A 14655-nucleotide genomic window follows, 5' to 3' on the forward strand; every position below is an offset into this window, starting at 1 on the left:
TAGACAGTGCTGATGTTCCGAGAGCGGATCTGCTGGCGAAGAAATGCATGGGACTCTTGAAATTGTGAAGGAGAAGAATCAGAAAGGCCAGAACTTGTTGACCTTTTTGCTGAACCAACCTTGCCCGGTGTAGGCCTGTTCGGGACCCTGTGGAGTCAACTCGATGCGGAGGTTGGCCACCAAATGCGACGGCACCGCGTTGTTGGGCAAGATGTCGTACTGGCGCACGATGCCTGAAAGTTGCAACTCGCGTACGTCGCCTTGGACAGCAATTCGCCGCTGGCCAGAGATGACCAAGTTGCCGTTGGGCAGTACGTCCATGACCGTGACGGTGAAGCGATCTGAAAATTGACGTGCGCTTCGAAACTCAGCATCCCCGCTAAACTCACGAGCGCTGGCGCTGCTTTTGCCGAGCGAACCGTCGCCCGCTGTGCTGCCCAAGCTGCCGCCGAATCCATAATCAAGCGATCCGCTGACCGACGAGCTGCCAGACTTGTCCATGGATCGTTCATCACGATTGGCGACATCCGTGCTTTCATTGATCAAGATCGATAGCAGGTCGCCACGGTTGTGTGCCGCATAGTTTCGATACTGATCAACTTGATTCGAGGATCGGCGTTCGAAGAGGCTTTGTGCGCGCGCGTTTTGCAGTTGCGTTGCAAGGACGATTGCGGCGAAAGCAAGCATTCCGGCCAGATGCGTGCGGTTCAACGTTGTCATCGGATCATTCCTCGGGGGATTTCGACGCGAGCCAAATTTTTGTCAATCACCACGGCGCTGAACTGCTTGTTCGAGTTGGTGTTCAGCACCGCAATCGAGTCTCCTTTGCTGCCAGCACTCATTGCCTTTGCGTTGCGGAGTCTGATTTCATTGCCGTCAAGATCAATGACCACGTCCAGTAGATCATTTCGTTTGACCAGTGGCTCGCGCACCACCGGGCGATTGGATAAGTAGGTTGACAGCAGGACTTCGTTTTCCCCGATGTCGCGAGTTGCCGTTTGCCCGATCAACGCATCCGGCGATGCAAACGACTCGCGTCTCGCGATCGGACGCCGAATCACTTGGAACATCGATTCATCGATAGCGGTACCGCGAGTGATCGATTGAGTCGAGATCGCGACAGGCAGCGAAACGATGACTTGGGTGTCCAGAACGATTGAGAATCGTTGGCCTGTCTGCTGTGTGAACTCGACTTGGATCTGTGTTTTTCCGAACGGCAGTTGGGGCTGAACAACGACGGTGACGCCAAACTCGTCTGAAGTCAGCTTGCCAGAAAGCGTCTCAATTTGAGATTCGTTCTGCAGTCTCACTGCGATCGATTGGGGCTGCATCGCAAACTGTCTGGCGATTTCTTTTGCGATGGATTCCTGAACGCGTGACGTGAAGCTTGGCGCACCGAGCGGTACACACCGGATCGATGACTGTTGTGCTCCCGAGACTGTGAATTGATCTCTGCGAAAGCCTTCCAGCAAGATTCGTGTTCTGACTTGCCCCATCGAGATGACGCACTGATCGGCTTGGTGGTCGACTCGATCGAGATCCAGTTGAGCGATCTGTTGGCGCTGGATCGGTGCTCCGCCAATCACGTCGGCGACATCGCCGATCACGATCCATTCCTGCTGCGGGCAGGCAACGTTCTCTTTGAGAACGATCTGTAGATCCGCACAGTGAACGGTTCTTGCGCCAGCCATCAGCAGGGCGATGGCGATCACCAGTGCAGAGAAGATTCGAGTGAGTTGGATCATCATCGTACCAAGTCCGAAGCCGAGGAGAGCATCTCGTCGCCGGCGCGAATAGCACGCGAGTTCACTTCGTAGGCACGTTGTGCCGTGATCAGAGAAACGAGTTCCGAGACCACCTCCACATTGGAGCCTTCTACGAATCGTTGACGCAGCTGTCCAAATCCGGCGGTTCCTGGGATGCCAAGTGTTTCGGGGCCCGAGGCCGCCGTTTCGGCGTATAGATTGCTGCCGAGGTTTTGCAAGCCGGCGGGATTTGCGAATCGCGCTAGTTGAATGCTTGGGCCAGTCGTGGACACGCCCGCAATGCGGTAGCTGATGACGCCTGAGCTTGAGATGGAGATATCGGTTGCATCCACTGGGATAGCGACTTGCGGGTCCAGCAAGTAGCCATCCGAGTTCACGATCTGACCTTGTTCGTTGGTGACAAAGGAGCCGTCGCGAGTGTAAGCCGGTAAATCATCCTTTGTGACTTTAAAGAATCCATCGCCCTCAATCGCCATGTGGGTATCGATCCCGGTTTCTTGTGGCGAACCTTGGGAAAAGATGCTCGTTGTTCCAACCGCTCGGACGCCGCTGCCGATTTGAAGTCCGATCGGTTTGAGCTGACCGTTGGCCGCAGCGGCACCTGGTGCTTTGCTTGTGTCGTAGATCAAGTCGGCAAAGTTGATGTGTTTCTTCTTGAATCCGGTCGTGTTGACGTTGGCCAGATTGTTAGCGGTGTTGTCAATCAGCAGTTCCTGCGCACGCATCCCCGTGGCGCTGGAGTAGAAGGCTTTGAGCATTTGATATTCCAGGTTAGCGAGATGAACTAGGCGCGGATGTACTCTTGCAGCGAGTCCGACAGAGCGCGGGTCGCCTTTTGGACCGCTTCGTATTGACGGCTGTTGACAATCAACGCAATGAGCTCGGTCACCGGCTGAACGTTGGACAACTCATGATTGAACTGCGACAACTGAACGAGGGCGTCGGATTTGACTGAGTTCTCGCCCGCGATGAAGCTTGCGATACCGACGGGAATCAAAGACTGGTTGTCTTCGAATGCTGCGGTCTGGATTCTGCCAAGCTCGACTCCGTTTGCAGAGATCGTTCCATCGGTTGCAATCGCTATATCCCGATCCGAGATACTCGGGTCTATCGTGATGGGACCGTTCTCTCCTTGAATAGGAAAACCCTCTTCATTTATCAGCAGATTGGTTTCAGGATTGCGAAACAGGCGTCCATTTCGTGAGTAGTGTTCGGTGCCATCGACGTCGAACACCAGAAACCCGTCCCCGGAGATGGCGACGTCCAGGGGTCTGCCCGTCTCCAAGTGACGTCCTGGCTCAAAGCTTCTCTGTAGCGTGCCCACCTCCGGCCCGAGGTCGATGCTGGCGTCCAGATTTTCTGCCTCAAATCGTTGCTGAATCCCCGCTTGAGTGCGTCGGTGGCCGCTTGAATTGACGTGCATCAAGTTGGCAGAAATCATCTCCTGCTGCTTGGCGAGTGTCTCCATCGCGGCAGCACCGCTGTACAAGCCGTTGATCATGAGTTGGCTGCCTCCTAGCACCTGTAACGATTATTCAGACGATGCTGCATAGAGTTCCATGTCGGCTCAGAGGCACGCGTCGGACATGCCCAGGATGACAGTCGAGGGTTAACCCTCAATCAGTTCAGATGGCGAGAGGGCTGATCAAGTCATTCCAATGTGACGTCGATAAACCCTAATAATCCGCATAATCGGTCTATTTTGATGCCATGGTGATGCGGAGAAACGTTGACGAGGAACCCCCAGGAATTTGGCAATGGCTGACGAGGCAACAGAACAACCGAGCGAAGAAAAGTCGTCCGGCGGGATGATGTCCAAGCTAATCGTATGGGGGTTGGTGTTCCTGCTGGGGATCGGAACGGGGGTTTCCGTGGCGATGTTCGTATTGCCCTCGGATAGCGCTGCTGCAGGGAATTCGCTGCCGCCCCAGCCCGACAAGATGGACATTCCGGAGCCAGACGAGAAGATAGCATTCATCGATTTTGATGAGGTCGTCGTGAACTTGAACGACGCAAGATACTCCCGGTACGTGACCTGTAACTTTGCAATTCAGGTGGCCGATTCCCAGAAGGTCGCCATTGAACTGTTGCTCGAAGACAAGAGCGCCGTCCTGACAAACTGGCTGATCGCACACCTCAGGGAAAAGACGCTGGAAGACGTACGTGGAAAGCTAGGGCACAACACGCTGCGGAGAGAGATACACAGCAAATTCAATGAGCTGTTGTTCACAGATGGAATCGAGCGTATTCAAGACGTGTTGTTCAAGGACTTCAAAGTTCAATGACAAAAGGTGAGCCCCGTCCGTTTGACTTTCGCGAGATTGCTGCGCTGGATGATACAGCGATATTGCTTCGCGACTGGGTTGCTAAGTCGTCGTCGTTCTTCTCAGAATTTTGGGATGAAATGACTGGCTTTTCGGCACAGTTGTCCATGGGAATCGTCAGTACGGAGTCCTATGGCAAAGCACTTGAGGCGGTGTCGAAGGAAAGCCTCTATACCGTTGCCGATTTTGAAGGCCAAATGAGCATGCTTTTGTATGCGGACGCGAGCGAGTACCAAGTCATTGTTTCGGAAGTGCTGGGGATCGATCGGCCCGAAGGGGACCGAGACCTATCGCCCGTCGAACAATCGCTCGCAGAAATGTTCATCACCGAGCTTGGCGACGCGTTGTGCGAAGGATGGATGGGGGCTCAGAAAATCAATATCGAAACGAGCCCGATTGCCAAGGACCCTCGAAAGACGAGATTGTATCGCAGCAAGGACCTGATGACACAAACAATGATCGAAGTGACGCTCAAGGAAGGCAAAGCAAAGCTGAATCTGCTCATGCCGAAACAACCAACCTGTGATCTGCTGGACACGTTGGTCGATTCACGCAGCGCGGTGGAGTCGGCGAAACCTTCGGAGCGGTTGATCGCCAGCTTGCCCATTGATGTCACCGCAGTGGTCGGTACGGCAAAGATTCCGATGCTGGACCTGACTTCTCTGCAACCCGGTCAACTGATCAAGCTGGATCAGCGAATCGATCAGCCGATCATCGCCTATGTCGACGATCGTCCATTCTATAAATGCTGGCCCGGCAGATCGGGCAACACACAGTCCATTGAGATCAGTTGTTGTCTCGACGAAAGAGCAAACGGAGAAGTGCAATGAGTGAAGAAGTCGGAACAGAAGATGATGCAGCGGCCGTTGCCCAATCCGAGAACCAGGACGCACGCGGCGCCGGGGCGCCCAGCGGGGACCAAGGCAGCGCCGAGAAAGTACCGGATTTTCAGCAGCAGACGTCACGTCCTACGACACAGCCTGGCAAATTTCAGTCGAAGCGATTTGGCGGAGTTCAAGTGTCACTGACGGCGCATCTGGGACGCGCCAAAGTCACCATCCAGGAACTCGCCGCCTTGACCGAAGGTGCCGTGATCGAACTGGATCGCGAAATCGGAGAGCCCGTCGAACTGGTCGCTCAAGGTGTGCCACTGGGCAATGGTGAAGTTGTCGTGGTCGATGATCGCTTTGCCGTTCGCATCAAAGAGATCTATCAAACCTAGTGTTTTACCCTCGCGAATTCGCCACCGGCGAACCCTCAGCAAACTCGGCGTTGTCCGCCAAGCCACTTCGTCTCCAGCCGCAGAATCTGACATGATTGCAGCATCCAACCAAATCTTGACCCGATTGATCGTCACCCTTGGTGTGTCGCTGGCGTGCACGTCAATCTATGCACAATCAACGAATGCCACGACCGGCTACCAGGGCGATCTGGCGGACGACGCGTACGGTCGTTATGCCGAGACAGATTCGTCTCCGGTCAGTATCGTCGATACGTTGATGACGCCGAATCGGGAGTACGAGAATCCACCCGCATCCATTGTTCAGCGACACAGCGTTCAGGTCGTTGCCCCGTCTGTCAACCGTCCGGAATCTCAACACGCTCGATCCGAAAGCTCTCGTCGATTCGAAGCCGGCCGCCCGGATGTCGTCAATCGAATGCGAAATTCAGGCGACGTTTTTCAAGATCAACGAGTCGTCCATGCGTCCGCAGAGATGCGTCGCCAAGACAGTCGTCAGATCCAGTCCGTCGGTTTTGAAATGGCTCAGGAGTACTCGGGCAACAACTCGTCGCCAAAAGACGCCCAGTGGCTACAAGATCTGAACTCACGGATGGCAGCAGCGGATTCTGTTGAGAATTCGCATTTGTTGGATCAATCCTCGCCAGCGTACTCCGAGTCATTCATTGATCGCGAGCGAGCCGCCGAGTCGGAGCAGCCAAACGCGACACGTGACCTGATGACTAAGATCGGCATCAACCTGATGTTTGTGCTTGCAATTGCGTTTGGGGCATTGTTGATGATCAAGAATTGGCAAAAGTCGCGGTTTCCAAAACTCGCGAGCAAGTCCGAGTCGCAGGAATTGAACGTCAGTCAAATATTGCCGCTGAGCAACGGGGCAACGCTGCACGTTGTGGATGGCATGCAGAATCGGTTTGTCGTTGCAATTGACTCCACGGGGATCAAGTCCGTCAATGTACTGAACCCGTCATTTGACGATGTCATGCAGTTCGCCGAGGAACGGGAAACGAGATCTCAGCGATCACAGCGTCGCCAGTCCGCGAGTGCTCGCGGAAACGCGATTGAGGCGGAGTCATCGAGCGACATCGATCAGAATCTGATCAACCTGCTGCTTCGCAGTGCCAAGCAAGCAGCCTGAGAGCGAGACAAAACGAAAAAGGGACCCGGCAAATGGATTTGCTGATGCTAGGAGACGCTGTCACCGCGAGCGAACAAGGATCGGAATTCTTTTCGAACTTGACGCCACCGGTCCAGATTGCGCTGCTGGTCGGGGCCCTGAGTTTTGCAACCGCTGTGCTGGTCAGCGTGACCGCCTTCACTCGGATCATCATCGTTTTATCCTTCGTGCGTCGAGCGCTCTCGACCCAAGAGATACCGCCGAACCAAGTCCTGATGGGCTTGAGTCTATTCATGACGATGTTTGTGATGGCGCCCACCTTTGAGGCGATCCATTCCAATGCCATCGTGCCATTCATGGAATCGGCCAAGCCCGTGGAGGATGGTGGCGAGCCTGCGGCGGAGTTTGGGTTGGACGATGCCGTCAGCGCATCGGTTGTCGAACTGAAATCCTTCATGATTTTGAACACCCGCACCGACGACTTGGCGTTGTTTTTCGATCTTTCCAACACGCCGCCGCCGTCAGAACGACTCGATACTCCGCTCAAGATCATGGTCCCAGCGTTCATCATCAGTGAACTCAAGACAGCATTCATCATGGGATTCTGCATTTACATACCGTTTCTGCTGATCGACTTGGTCGTCTCAACCATCCTGATGGCGTTGGGCATGATGATGATGCCGCCGGTTGTGGTCTCAACTCCTTGCAAATTGCTGTTGTTTGTCCTGGTGGATGGATGGCAGTTGATTGCCAAAGCCCTTGTCTCCAGCTTTGCGTCCGCGTAGGAAAATCAGTTCGTGGCAAATAATAGCGACTCGAATTTCGGATTTCTGCAACGTAGCGAGCTTTGGCTTTCCGCGACGTTTCTCGCTACTCTAGTTGTCTTGATCATCCCCCTGCCGACGTTCTTGTTGGACATGTTCCTGGCCTGCAATATCGCCGCAGCGATCATGCTCTTGTTAGTGACGTTGGGAGCCAAGAAGCCGCTGGATGTCGCCGTCTTTCCATCGATGTTGTTGCTGTTGACGTTGTTTCGATTGTCACTCAACGTCGCAACGACTCGATTGATCTTGCTGGACGGTCATGCCGGAAAGATCGTTTTGACCTTCGGTGACTTTGTCGTCGGTGGCAATCTGATCGTCGGCGTCGTGATCTTTTTGATCCTCGTGATCATCCAGTTTATCGTGATCACCAAAGGTGCGACACGGATCTCGGAAGTCAATGCGAGATTCACTTTGGACGCGATGCCGGGGAAGCAGATGGCAATCGATGCCGAGCTGAACACCGGTGCGATCGACGACAAGGAAGCGAAGGTGCGGCGAGCGAACTTGACCCGCGAGGCAGAGTTCCACGGTGCGATGGACGGTGCCAGCAAGTACGTTCGTGGCGATGCCATCGCCGGGTTGATCATCATGGTGGTCAATATCCTCGGCGGAGTGATGATCGGAATCGGGCAGGGTCAATCGTTCGGCGATGCCATTCAGGTCTACTCGATTCTGACGATCGGCGACGGTTTGGTGTCTCAGATTCCGGCGTTAATCATCGCTACCAGTGCAGGTATCCTGGTCACAAAATCCGCATCGGAGATGAGCCTTGGCGACGAAATCACAGATCAGATCACCAGCGGATACCGATCGTTGTATGTGGCGCCAGCGATCCTATTTCTCGTGGCCCTGACCCCCGGGTTTCCAAAGATTCCCTTCATGCTGATCGCAATCGGAGTCCTCGGGTTTGTGATCAGAGCCAAACGCAATGCGGTCGCAGACGAAGCTTCGAATGACCGCAAAGAACGAGAGGCTGCCAAGCCGGATGAGCTGACTCCAGAAGAAAAGGGTTTACAGTCATTCCTGCAATCCGAACGAGTTGTGGTGGAGATCGGCGCCGGTTTGATCTCGTTGGTCGAGCCGAAGAAAGGAAAGGGAATCGCGGAGAGGATTTCCACTCTTCGACATGATGTTGCTCAAGAACACGGGTTCTGGATTCCGAAAGCGAGAATTCGAGACAATCTGCAGATCAACGTCAACGAGTATCGTTTTCTGATCTGCGGTCGAGAGATTGGACGGGGGACTGTGATCGTGAATCATCATCTGGCTATCAATCCAGGCAATATCACTGCTGATCTGGAAGGGCAAGAAACGCGAGACCCGGCATTCGACTTGCCGGCCAAATGGATCCCCGAAACGCTTCGTCGACGCGCGGAGATGTTGGGGTATACCGTCGTCGATGCACCGACCGTCTTGATCACACACTTGAGCGAAGTCCTGAGGAAGCATGCGCATGAATTGCTCAGTCGCCAGGACTTGCAAATGATGTTGGACAAACTCAAGGAAATCGCCCCGACGACGGTGGAGGAGATCAAACCCGACACGGTGCGACCGTCCACGCTCCATCAGGTCTTGGTTTACTTGCTACGTGAAGGAATCCCGATCACGGCATTGGAAAAGATCATCGAGTCCGCTGTCCAGCATGGGCCGCAAGTCAAGGACCCGGTGCAATTGACCGAACGCATCCGTGGCTCGATCGGGCACCTCATCTGCGACCGTTTCCGTGGCGATGACGGACGCGTTCGCGTGATCATCCTGGAGCCAAGACTGGAGCATCGATTCCGTCAAAGCGTCAACCCGGAATCGATCGTCATGCAGCCGCACGAACTGGAACGCTTGGTACAGACGCTGCAGGCCAAGTGGGAGAAGTCTCGATTGAAGAATGAAACCGCAGCGGTGCTGGTCGATTCATCGATTCGCTATCCCTTGTACCGAACCATCTTTCGATCGCTGCCGGAGATTTCAGTCATTTCCTACAGTGAAATCCCACCCGATCTGTTGATCAACACCATGGGCATCGTCAGCTACGACGAAGTCATTTCAGCGGGCACGCCGGAGACTGAGTTCAATTTGAAAACGCTGCATGAAGGTAGCGATTCCACGACCTAGGACGAGACACCGTGGCAGAGAAAAAGCTGACAAGACGACAGCGATTGCGCATCAAACAGTCATTCCCGATGGGGATGTATGTCGGGCTACTGACAGGGACGTTTGTCACTCTGGTGGGAGTGGCGCTGCGTCTGGAGCCCTTTGTGATTTTCGTTCGTTCCTTCAGCTCATCAGTCTTGCTTGGCAGTGTTGTTTCGATCGGTCTGAGCATCGTCAAGATGGCGGACACTGAATACAAACAACGCCACACCGTCGTCCAGCGACGCTAGGAAGACGGATCGAATGAATCACGCACTGACCGAGAAATATAGACGAGCGTCACAGGAGAGTCTGGATCAATTGATCCTAGACAACGTGCCGTTCGTTGCGCGGATTCTCAGTACGATGGATTTCACCATCACAGATCCTGATGAAAGAGAGAATCTGCATTCGGCCGGCATCCTGGGGCTGGTCAAAGCCGCCAATCAGTATGATCCCTCGCGTGGCGTTTCGTTCCGAACCTTTGCCTACCCAGCCATCCGCGGCGCTATCGTCGATGAACTCCGTGCCCTGCAGCCCGTCTCACAAATGGTGCTCAAGCACATCGGCATGGTGCGACGCGTTTACGAGTCATTGGAGCCGCCGGTCACGCCGGAGCAATTGGCTGAGCATTCGGGATTGAAACTGAAACAAGTCATCGATTGCTTGGAGGCGTTGCGGTTCATCAAGCCGGATGACTGGAACGATCTGTCCGATGTCGTACACGACAGTTGGCGGCACAACGTTGATAGTCCCGAGCATGCACTCGAAATGGCTGAATTGAATGAGTTGGTGGCCAGCGAAATCGAAAGTCTCGGTGAGCAAGAACGCATGGTCGTGACCATGTACCACCGGGACGAACTCAATATGCCCGAGATCGGAGAGGTGTTGGGGCTTTCCGTGCCCCGTATCTCTCGAATCATGGCGACCGCGTTATTCAGAATCAAAGAGGCGATCCGATGCAAGACAATGTAAGCCCCGTGAACGTCACTGACGTCGCCTGCCACTCCCCATCGACGATGCGATCTACGGCGATGGTTGGCCGACGCGCGAGCGATTCGGCTCAGCCAAAGATCGAGATTCGAAAACAGGGAGACAAGATCGAGTCGATCGTCGTGACTTGCGCGTGCGGTCAAGTCATCACATTGGACTGCGCCTACGGCGAGGTTTCAGCATGAACGGATCATTTGAGAAACATCGCTTGTGGATCTTCGCCGCGCTGGGGATCTTGAGTGTCTGCAACGTCTTGATGAACAAATCGTTGCAGGCTCAGGAAGCTGACAGCGTCGCTCGAAAAAGAGGGCTGCTGGAGAAGATTGAGCAGTTTCAGCACTCCCTGAAAGCGAAGCTCGATCGCTCACTGTGTCGCCAATGCGCCGCTGGGGAGGCACCCGGGCAAACGGATCTAAACTATTCCCCAGGGAAAAACGATCAAGGCTACGTTCGGCAAAGCTATGGCGCCAATCCGGCTGGTGATCCCGATGCAACACAGGGTGATGTACGCTACGGTTCTCAGCAGATAACGCAAGATCGAGGCGTCGCGCGACTGGCGTCTGATTCTGGTGTAGCCAACCAACATCCCGCTGCAAGCGGCTCGCAACGATATCCGCAACCGGGGAACGCAACGGCCTCCGGTGATTCCATGTTGCCTGAGTTGCCCGGCAACGTGGACGGGATTCCCATGGTTCCGCGTTCCACTCCGCCACCGTCGTCAGGACAATTGCCGCCCGAGCCTATCTTGGCGTCCGATCATGAAGCCCTCTCGATCGAATTGGGGGATCGTTTTCACGGCACTCAACTGGGGCAACGCCAAATCACGGCGACCGAGCACGCCATTCGACTGACGAGAGAAAATGAAGCACTGAGGGCATCAAGGCAATCCGTCTTGGGGGACAACCAGAGGCTAAAGCAAGAGCTTGCAGCGACCCAAGCGTTGCTGGAGCGGACGAAGTTGGCGATGGTACAAGCCAAAGTGCAGCTCGATGCGGCCGATGCCAGAAACGTCGAGCTGGAACGTCAGGTCGCAGAGATGGATCGAGAAAACAAACGCTACGTTCGTGAGACCGATCAAGTCTTGAACGCGATCCGCGAGGAACTCGATGATGTTTTGGTTCGAGAACTCAATGCGCAATAGTGAATCCATGACAAAGATTGAAAAGCCCGGGGGCTTGCGACACCGGCGGCCAGCGCAATGCGGCTTGCAAGGACAACAGCTTAGCAACGCATCATCAATAGGTGGCGTGGTGGATTTCGCCAGGAATCCTGTTCGAAAGGAATTCTGGCGAATCCCACTACCAGATGCGTTAACAAATGGATTGTCGTTCCTAAAGTCTCTCGGCTCCAATATCGGCGTGACCCTGGGTTGCCGTGCCATGCTGGTTCTTGCGACTGCGATGACGCTGTTTTCAAGTGGCTTCGCAGAGGAACACAAGTGCTGCCGACCGAAATCAGATGGCATCGTCGTCAGTCAAGCCGTGTCACGATTCGCTGCCACGAACATACCGGAGCGAATCGTCATCGTTCGGCCAAGGAATCGTCAGGATCGAGTTCAAGAACAAGACGGGTTTGCGGAGGCGATCGCAAGTGAATTGAGGGCTACCCGATTGTTCGACGTCGTGATCACCGATCGCTACCAATGCAACATCAGCCTACCGATGCGTCGTGGTGTGTTCGACGAACACCAACTCGTCGCGTTGTCGATCGAGCACCAGGCGGATGCGGTATTGTACTGCGACGTGGAACGCTTCTCGGGTTATGATCCGATGCGACTGGAGTTCTCGATGCTGTTGGTGAACATCAATGACGCTGTCGCATTGGTTTCTACTTCGGCCACCGTGGATCTGCAAAACCCAGTCACCGGTTTCGCCTACAAATACTTTGCCGCCACGGGTAATCCGCATGAGGCAATGGACATCCATCGGCATACCCCGAGCCGTTTCATTGACTTTGCCGCCGCGCGAGCAGCAAAATCGATCGCATCGGTGTGGGGTGTTGATTCGTCATCAGCCAGCATGCTTCGCTGACCCGGTCAAGCGTGTTCGAAAAGATGCCGAGCGGCGCGACCGCTGATGGTCGTCTTTTGCATCAACTCCAAGGCAATGGATTCGATGGCGCGAACGAGCGTTTCGTCGAACAGCAGATGCTCGGTTTTTTCCAGCATACGCCGCTGGAGCTTTTCCAGTTGACGTTCGTTGCTGGCACGGTTCGCGAGTAAATTTCTGATTTCTCGCAAGTCTTGTGCGGCACCGGCCTGGCAGTACTCGCCCGTAAAACGAGCTTCTGCGACCATGCCGGCAAAGAGGATCAACACTTGATCGTCCAACAGTGTCTTTGATGCTTTGGATCGGCCCTTGCGAAACTCGCATAGCCCGAGTCGCGAGATGCCCGTCGCAGTCTTGCTCGGTTCGATGGTGATTTTCTGAATCAAACGTCCCAGCGACAACGCCATCACCGCATGGCCGGCTTCGTGATAGGCGGTCGCCAACCGATGTCGGATTGCATCGTCGCTCAAATTCTGTGCACCGGTCTCGTCATTCATGGGGTGGGATTGTAGTCCGTGTCGCGATGCTCAGACAGCCAGCCGTCGTCGGATGTTGGGTGAAGAATCAGGTTCGCACCCATTGCGATCGGGGGTGGCGATCGGGCGTTGCGATCGGCCATTGCCGGAGAGCGATTCACGACGCTAAGATCGCGATCACTAGCTTCCCCACTGTATTGAAAATAGGAAACGAGATGGATGCGCTGACGCTGCGAGTGGTTTGTTGTGGTGACTCCCCAGAAAAGTACACACAGATCGTGGACCTGACCGTGGATCGAGCCGAGATCGATCAACGAGTGATCGACACGGTGGAGCAGAATCTGGACGCAGGATTGACACGTGACTTGCATAATGCGGCCCACCATGATCAGCACGGTCCGGTCACTTATTTGCAAGAAGTCCACGAAGGTGGGTTCTTCGTGACGGTCGGTCAGCCGGGACAGTTGCAGGAAACCTTTTTTGGACCAGGCGACTGGGTCGCGTTCACTGATGACGAAGGCCCTGGGCACGGCTCACGCGTCGGCCCCGATGGCGTTCGTCGAACGATGAGAATCCTCAAGGGATTGCTGGGGCAGTGGTGAAGAAAGATCCGGCCCGTTTTTGGTAGTGCCGAGAAAGGTGCCGGTAGATGGCGATTGGGGACGTGATCGGGCGTTAACACGCTGCATTGATTTTGCGATGACACGTCGGGCATCTTGGGACTAGAACATAGATGATCGACTGGCGATTCTCGCAATACGTTCTCTCACTGAGCAATCAGATTCATGCAGCAACTCAGCCCCGAAGGCGAACAACTCGCTGAAAACCTTTCTCGCCGATACGGATTCAGCCTGGATGCGATCCGGCACATGATGGTCGCCGTGTACAACGGCAATGGATCGATGGCTCAGTTCAATCATCCGGAGTTCGGCGGTTCCGGTCAGTGGATGCAGGGCGGGATGACGATGGTGGGGGACATGTTCAACAACAGTCTCAAGGGCAGCGTCAGCTCGATCTGTGGCGAGATCTCAAGTGACATGAGAAGCCAGCCGGGCATGATGCAATCAGGGAGCTTTCAATCCCAGAGCCAAGGCGGCAGTGGACATCAGGCACAGTCGACCGGTGGTCAGCAAGGACAATCCAGTCTCTTCGTCCCTGATCCGGAATCCCAGTGGTGGCCTTCAGAGCTTGGATCGCCCAACTCCTTGGGTTCGCAAAACAACGTCCGCTACGCTTACTTTGCCGGATTGTGTCGCTTGGCGGTCAAGACGGGAAACGAAGTTTGGGTATACGACACGCTGGATCACCATATTGGCGGGTTTTCGCAGCAGCAGGGAATGGGCAGCTCGATCACGTTCACCAGTCAATACGGCGTCGTGAATCTGTCAGCGTTGCCCGTTGTTTCTCGAAACGGACAAAGCGTGCAGACGCCGCCGATTCCTGCGCCGATGGAGATGTCGACGGCCACAAAAACGACAACTCCAGAATACAGCGAGCCTGCAAGTGGCGCATCACAGCCGCCCTCCGCATCGTCATGTCTGGCTCAGTCATCCGATGAAATCCTGCATGCACTGTCGAAACTCGGCGATCTGAAATCGCAAGGCATTTTGACGGAAGACGAGTTCAACGCAAAGAAAGCGGATTTGCTGAGCCGGCTGTAACGGGCGGGGCTTGCCGTGGACTGCTCAACGTTTGGGGTTGACATTGTTTTTTCAGTCCATGTTTTCGTTCCATGCATCG

18 protein-coding genes are annotated in these 14655 nt (G+C 54.8%); 13 read left to right on the top strand and 5 right to left on the bottom strand.

Annotation, left to right across the window (positions count from 1 at the left end):
* Window positions 1-78 precede the first annotated feature (78 nt).
* Genes Pla52nx_RS21560 through Pla52nx_RS21575 form a run of 4 tightly spaced genes read right to left on the bottom strand, consistent with a single transcriptional unit; the run spans window position 79 to window position 3267 of the window.
* Window positions 79-720 (bottom strand): flagellar basal body L-ring protein FlgH, encoded by a 642-nt coding sequence (locus tag Pla52nx_RS21560; RefSeq protein WP_146520720.1) that lies wholly within the window; start codon window positions 718-720, stop codon window positions 79-81.
* Window positions 717-1748, bottom strand: a complete 1032-nt coding sequence (gene flgA / locus Pla52nx_RS21565; RefSeq protein WP_146520719.1) for a flagellar basal body P-ring formation chaperone FlgA — start codon at window positions 1746-1748, stop codon at window positions 717-719. Before flgA ends, Pla52nx_RS21560 begins: the two co-directional genes overlap by 4 nt.
* A complete protein-coding gene (gene flgG, locus Pla52nx_RS21570; RefSeq protein ID WP_146520718.1) occupies window positions 1745-2524 on the bottom strand; it encodes a flagellar basal-body rod protein FlgG in 780 nt (259 codons plus the stop codon). Before flgG ends, flgA begins: the two co-directional genes overlap by 4 nt.
* Before the next feature lie 26 nt (window positions 2525-2550).
* Window positions 2551-3267, bottom strand: a complete 717-nt coding sequence (locus Pla52nx_RS21575) for a flagellar hook-basal body protein (protein ID WP_146520717.1) — start codon at window positions 3265-3267, stop codon at window positions 2551-2553.
* Window positions 3268-3523: 256 nt separating this feature from the next.
* Here Pla52nx_RS21575 and Pla52nx_RS21580 point away from each other — a divergent pair, with 256 nt between their 5' ends.
* The 11 genes from Pla52nx_RS21580 to Pla52nx_RS21630 all read left to right on the top strand — a co-directional run bounded on the left by Pla52nx_RS21580 (window position 3524) and on the right by Pla52nx_RS21630 (window position 12421).
* The gene (locus Pla52nx_RS21580) at window positions 3524-4051 is read left to right on the top strand and encodes a flagellar basal body-associated FliL family protein (RefSeq protein ID WP_146520716.1); all 528 of its coding nucleotides are present in this window, start codon (window positions 3524-3526) and stop codon (window positions 4049-4051) included.
* Between the two features lie 119 nt (window positions 4052-4170).
* Entirely contained in the window at window positions 4171-4920 is a 750-nt protein-coding gene (locus tag Pla52nx_RS21585) for a FliM/FliN family flagellar motor switch protein (protein ID WP_197454686.1), read from the top strand.
* Window positions 4917-5312 carry a FliM/FliN family flagellar motor switch protein gene (locus Pla52nx_RS21590; protein WP_146520714.1) on the top strand — a complete coding sequence of 132 codons (396 nt, stop codon included), beginning with the start codon at window positions 4917-4919 and terminating at the stop codon, window positions 5310-5312. The genes Pla52nx_RS21585 and Pla52nx_RS21590 overlap by 4 nt, the downstream gene beginning before the upstream one ends.
* A gap of 91 nt (window positions 5313-5403) precedes the next feature.
* A complete protein-coding gene (locus Pla52nx_RS21595; RefSeq protein ID WP_146520713.1) occupies window positions 5404-6468 on the top strand; it encodes a hypothetical protein in 1065 nt (354 codons plus the stop codon).
* Window positions 6469-6512: 44 nt separating this feature from the next.
* Window positions 6513-7232 (top strand): flagellar type III secretion system pore protein FliP, encoded by a 720-nt coding sequence (gene fliP, locus Pla52nx_RS21600; protein WP_146520712.1) that lies wholly within the window; start codon window positions 6513-6515, stop codon window positions 7230-7232.
* A 12-nt stretch (window positions 7233-7244) separates the two neighbouring features.
* The gene (gene flhA / locus Pla52nx_RS21605; RefSeq protein ID WP_146520711.1) at window positions 7245-9380 is read left to right on the top strand and encodes a flagellar biosynthesis protein FlhA; all 2136 of its coding nucleotides are present in this window, start codon (window positions 7245-7247) and stop codon (window positions 9378-9380) included.
* A gap of 11 nt (window positions 9381-9391) precedes the next feature.
* Window positions 9392-9649 (top strand): hypothetical protein, encoded by a 258-nt coding sequence (locus tag Pla52nx_RS21610; RefSeq protein WP_146520710.1) that lies wholly within the window; start codon window positions 9392-9394, stop codon window positions 9647-9649.
* A gap of 13 nt (window positions 9650-9662) precedes the next feature.
* Window positions 9663-10373, top strand: coding sequence for a sigma-70 family RNA polymerase sigma factor (locus Pla52nx_RS21615; protein ID WP_146520709.1), 711 nt, complete (start codon window positions 9663-9665; stop codon window positions 10371-10373).
* Window positions 10358-10576 (top strand): hypothetical protein, encoded by a 219-nt coding sequence (locus Pla52nx_RS21620; RefSeq protein WP_146520708.1) that lies wholly within the window; start codon window positions 10358-10360, stop codon window positions 10574-10576. The genes Pla52nx_RS21615 and Pla52nx_RS21620 overlap by 16 nt, the downstream gene beginning before the upstream one ends.
* On the top strand, window positions 10573-11532 hold the full coding sequence (locus tag Pla52nx_RS21625; RefSeq protein ID WP_146520707.1) for a hypothetical protein: 960 nt from the start codon (window positions 10573-10575) through the stop codon (window positions 11530-11532). The genes Pla52nx_RS21620 and Pla52nx_RS21625 overlap by 4 nt, the downstream gene beginning before the upstream one ends.
* Before the next feature lie 7 nt (window positions 11533-11539).
* Window positions 11540-12421, top strand: a complete 882-nt coding sequence (locus Pla52nx_RS21630) for a hypothetical protein (RefSeq protein ID WP_146520706.1) — start codon at window positions 11540-11542, stop codon at window positions 12419-12421.
* A 5-nt stretch (window positions 12422-12426) separates the two neighbouring features.
* Here the strand turns inward: Pla52nx_RS21630 and Pla52nx_RS21635 are convergent, their stop codons facing one another.
* Window positions 12427-12936 carry a cell division protein FtsH gene (locus tag Pla52nx_RS21635; protein ID WP_146520705.1) on the bottom strand — a complete coding sequence of 170 codons (510 nt, stop codon included), beginning with the start codon at window positions 12934-12936 and terminating at the stop codon, window positions 12427-12429.
* Window positions 12937-13112: 176 nt separating this feature from the next.
* On the opposite strand from Pla52nx_RS21635, the gene Pla52nx_RS21640 reads away from it, so the two are divergent.
* Both Pla52nx_RS21640 and Pla52nx_RS21645 read left to right on the top strand, forming a co-directional pair.
* Window positions 13113-13517, top strand: a complete 405-nt coding sequence (locus tag Pla52nx_RS21640) for a hypothetical protein (RefSeq protein WP_146520704.1) — start codon at window positions 13113-13115, stop codon at window positions 13515-13517.
* Between the two features lie 183 nt (window positions 13518-13700).
* Window positions 13701-14576 carry an SHOCT domain-containing protein gene (locus Pla52nx_RS21645; protein ID WP_146520703.1) on the top strand — a complete coding sequence of 292 codons (876 nt, stop codon included), beginning with the start codon at window positions 13701-13703 and terminating at the stop codon, window positions 14574-14576.
* Window positions 14577-14655: the final 79 nt, after the last annotated feature.

Source organism: Stieleria varia (assembly GCF_038443385.1).
In the GTDB taxonomy this organism is placed as follows: domain Bacteria; phylum Planctomycetota; class Planctomycetia; order Pirellulales; family Pirellulaceae; genus Stieleria; species Stieleria varia.

Excerpts from the sequence above, each read along its gene's own strand:
- Pla52nx_RS21560 (WP_146520720.1), bottom strand. The coding sequence starts at position 720 with ATGACAACGTTGAACCGCACGCATCTGGCCGGAATGCTTGCTTTCGCC.
- flgA (WP_146520719.1), bottom strand. The coding sequence starts at position 1,748 with ATGATGATCCAACTCACTCGAATCTTCTCTGCACTGGTGATCGCCATC.
- flgG (WP_146520718.1), bottom strand. The coding sequence starts at position 2,524 with ATGCTCAAAGCCTTCTACTCCAGCGCCACGGGGATGCGTGCGCAGGAA.
- Pla52nx_RS21575 (WP_146520717.1), bottom strand. The coding sequence starts at position 3,267 with ATGATCAACGGCTTGTACAGCGGTGCTGCCGCGATGGAGACACTCGCC.
- Pla52nx_RS21580 (WP_146520716.1), top strand. The coding sequence starts at position 3,524 with ATGGCTGACGAGGCAACAGAACAACCGAGCGAAGAAAAGTCGTCCGGC.
- Pla52nx_RS21585 (WP_197454686.1), top strand. The coding sequence starts at position 4,171 with ATGACTGGCTTTTCGGCACAGTTGTCCATGGGAATCGTCAGTACGGAG.
- Pla52nx_RS21590 (WP_146520714.1), top strand. The coding sequence starts at position 4,917 with ATGAGTGAAGAAGTCGGAACAGAAGATGATGCAGCGGCCGTTGCCCAA.
- Pla52nx_RS21595 (WP_146520713.1), top strand. The coding sequence starts at position 5,404 with ATGATTGCAGCATCCAACCAAATCTTGACCCGATTGATCGTCACCCTT.
- fliP (WP_146520712.1), top strand. The coding sequence starts at position 6,513 with ATGCTAGGAGACGCTGTCACCGCGAGCGAACAAGGATCGGAATTCTTT.
- Pla52nx_RS21615 (WP_146520709.1), top strand. The coding sequence starts at position 9,663 with ATGAATCACGCACTGACCGAGAAATATAGACGAGCGTCACAGGAGAGT.
- Pla52nx_RS21620 (WP_146520708.1), top strand. The coding sequence starts at position 10,358 with ATGCAAGACAATGTAAGCCCCGTGAACGTCACTGACGTCGCCTGCCAC.
- Pla52nx_RS21625 (WP_146520707.1), top strand. The coding sequence starts at position 10,573 with ATGAACGGATCATTTGAGAAACATCGCTTGTGGATCTTCGCCGCGCTG.
- Pla52nx_RS21630 (WP_146520706.1), top strand. The coding sequence starts at position 11,540 with ATGACAAAGATTGAAAAGCCCGGGGGCTTGCGACACCGGCGGCCAGCG.
- Pla52nx_RS21635 (WP_146520705.1), bottom strand. The coding sequence starts at position 12,936 with ATGAATGACGAGACCGGTGCACAGAATTTGAGCGACGATGCAATCCGA.
- Pla52nx_RS21645 (WP_146520703.1), top strand. The coding sequence starts at position 13,701 with ATGCAGCAACTCAGCCCCGAAGGCGAACAACTCGCTGAAAACCTTTCT.